Annotated in this window: 4 protein-coding genes and 1 pseudogene; 4 read left to right on the top strand and 1 reads right to left on the bottom strand. The window is 30.8% G+C overall.

What is annotated here, in order from left to right:
* From AC30RD_RS07890 to queC, 4 genes are all read left to right on the top strand, one after another.
* A partial coding sequence (locus AC30RD_RS07890) for a methyl-accepting chemotaxis protein (RefSeq protein ID WP_489493917.1) occupies positions 1 to 625 on the top strand: 625 nt, incomplete at its 5' end.
* Positions 622 to 1,188, top strand: coding sequence for a CheB methylesterase domain-containing protein (locus AC30RD_RS07885; RefSeq protein ID WP_489493916.1), 567 nt, complete (start codon positions 622 to 624; stop codon positions 1,186 to 1,188). The genes AC30RD_RS07890 and AC30RD_RS07885, both read left to right, overlap by 4 nt.
* On the top strand, positions 1,181 to 1,942 hold the full coding sequence (locus AC30RD_RS07880; RefSeq protein ID WP_489493915.1) for a CheR family methyltransferase: 762 nt from the start codon (positions 1,181 to 1,183) through the stop codon (positions 1,940 to 1,942). The genes AC30RD_RS07885 and AC30RD_RS07880 overlap by 8 nt, the downstream gene beginning before the upstream one ends.
* Before the next feature lie 29 nt (positions 1,943 to 1,971).
* Positions 1,972 to 2,634, top strand: coding sequence for a 7-cyano-7-deazaguanine synthase QueC (gene queC, locus AC30RD_RS07875; protein WP_489493913.1), 663 nt, complete (start codon positions 1,972 to 1,974; stop codon positions 2,632 to 2,634).
* On the opposite strand, the pseudogene AC30RD_RS07870 reads toward queC, so the two are convergent.
* Positions 2,635 to 2,926, bottom strand: a pseudogene (locus AC30RD_RS07870) (TRAP transporter substrate-binding protein); the annotation flags it as partial.

The raw sequence follows: 2,926 nt of genomic DNA, 5'->3' as shown, positions 1-2,926 counted from the left end.
TCTTGCCAAGAAAACCATAATGGATTTTATAGAAGTTGTAAACAAAAGTGCCCAGAATGAGGAAAAGATAGTAAAAGAGTTAGAAGATCTCATAAAAAGAACCGATGAAACAAAAGATGTTTTAAATCTTATAGAAAATATCGCAAATCAAACAAATCTACTTGCCTTGAATGCGGCTATTGAGGCCGCAAGAGCCGGAGAACACGGAAAAGGGTTTGCGGTTGTGGCAGAAGAGGTTAGAAATCTTGCGGAAAAATCAAGCGAACATGTAGATACTATCAATGATACTATAAATAGATTAATTTCATCTATTAATGAAATTAGTAAAATGATCTCAAATAACGCAAAAGAGTTTACAAAACTAACCAACTCGGCTACCAAAGTTGAAAAAGATGTTGATGAAATATCAGATGTTATGGAAACAACCGTTAAAAAAGCAAAAGATTCCGCAATAAGTATAAAAGAGATAAGCAAAGATATCGAAGAGATAATATTGGATATTGAAAAAATCAACGATATATCGTCTTCTAACGCAAGAAGCGTTGAAGAGATAGCTACCGCAACTGAGCATCTATATAAACAGATAGAGGATTTAAGCAATTTGTTAGATCGATTTAAAACATGAAAATTGTAGTTATCGGATTATCTACCGGAGGCCCGTCGATAGTAGAAAAAATAGTAAAATCTCTTGATAAAAAGATCGATGGCGCCTTAATAATATGCATCCATATGCAGCCACAAATTGTGGGAAATTTTATAAAAAGGATATCATCAATTTCTAATATACCCATTAAAATAACTTCCAATTTTTTAAAGATCGAAAAAGGAAATATCTATATTTGCACCGCCAAAAAAGACACTATCTATAAAAAAGATAAAGATGAGTTTTTTATTTTGGAAGAGAATAGGTCTTTTTATAAACCCGATATTAATAGATTTTTTATCTCATTGGCAAAAAATAAACCAGATATTAAAAATATAATGGCCATTATTTTAACTGGAATCGGGGAAGATGGAGTTGAAGGATTATTGGAGTTAAAAAAAAGAGGAGCCTTCACTTTAGCCTCCGATGAAAAGAGTTCTATCGTATACGGTATGCCAAAAAGAGCAAAAGAAGAGGGGGCTTGTGATAAAGTATTGTCAATTGAAGATATAATAACTGAAATAAAGAGATTTTTAAATGACTAAATGTTTATTGGAAATTTTAAAACTATTTAGAGAAAGAACCGGTATCGTTTTTGAAAAAAGATTGAATATTTTAGAGCAAAAAATAGTTAAATTTTACAAAGATCTAAATTTTTCCGATTGTGAGATATTTTTGGAAGAGTTAAAATATTCAGAAGAGCTATTTCAATATTTTATAAATTTTTTAACCGTTTCAGAGAGTTTTTTTTATAGAGAGGTAAAACATTTTGAATTTATCGCAGAAAAAGTCAAAAAAGATCCAAAAAAAAATAGATTTTTATCTTTACCGTGTGCTAGTGGAGAAGAGCCCTATACCTTAATGATATTTTTACTTGAAAACAAAATCGATAATTTTGAGATAATAGGAGCAGATATTAACTCTAAAGTTTTAGAGATAGCAAAAACGGCGATTTATCCTTCAAGAAGGGTGATGTATGTTCCACAAAATATTCTTGAACGCTATTTTGAAAAGGCTGGCGATAGTTATATATTAAAAGATGAATATAAATTTGTTAAATTTGTCCAGAAAAATCTATTTGACAAAGATATTGAAAATCTTGGAAAATTTGATTTTATTTTATGCAGAAATCTTTTTATCTATTTTGATGAAAAAAAGAGGATAGAAGCTTTAAACATTTTTAAAAAATTGCTCAATAGTGGGGGTTATTTGATATTGGGACATGCAGATATTGTAAAAAATAGCCAAGGATATGAGATAGAAAAATATAACGGATTTCAAATTCTTAAAAAAATCTGATATAATCGGCAAAAAAAAGTGGGTTAAAGATGAAAAAGGCTGTATGTATAATAAGCGGTGGTATGGATAGTGCGGTTGCGGCATATATAGCAAAACTTCAAGGATATGAGATAATCGCCGTTCATTTTAATTATGGTCAAAGAACTCAAACTAAAGAGCTAAAATGTTTTAGAGAGATATCAAAAACATTAAATGCAAAAAATTACGAGATTGATCTTCCTTTTTTTAAACAGATAGGATCTTCTGCGTTAATAGATAAAACTCTTAAAGTTCCAACAGAAGGGATAAAACCCGGAATTCCAATAACTTATGTTCCTTTTAGAAACGGTATATTTTTAAGTATTTCAGCCGCTATTGCAGAAAAAGAGGGAGCTGAAGCGATATTTATAGGCGTAGTTGAGGAAGATAGTAGTGGATATCCAGATTGTAGGGAGAGTTTCATTGAAGCTATGAGAGAAGCCATCAATCTTGGAACGAAAGGGGAGATTAAAATAGATATTAAAACCCCTTTAATACATCTTCATAAAGAAGATATCGTCTCAAAAGCCGTAGAACTTAATGTTCCCTTGGAATTAACTTGGAGCTGCTACCAAGAAGAAGAGGAAGCTTGTGGTGTTTGCGATAGTTGTAGATTGAGATTGAAAGGCTTTAAAAAAGCAAAGGTAGAGGATAAAATACCCTATAAAAAATAGTTATCCTCTCATTTTTAGATTATTTTTTAATCCAAGATTGGTCCATTTTCTGTTTTCTATCCAAAAAGGCTCTATTTTCTCCCATACTCTTTTAAAGTCTTCGCTTTTTTTAGATTGCTCTTCAATAACCTCCAATAAGGCTTTTTTTGCCGATTCAACAACCTCTTTAGGCCACTCTTTTAATATTACTCCCTTTTCTTTTAAACTTTTCAATGCTTTTGCGTTTTTAGCCTGAAAATCGTAAACCATAGTAGAATTTAACTCAATTGCACAAGAAGAGATTATCTCTTTT

The sequence above is a fragment of the Nitrosophilus sp. genome (assembly GCF_982775275.1).
Note: the sequence above shows the minus strand (reverse complement) of the source record. Positions and strands in the feature narration are given on the sequence as shown.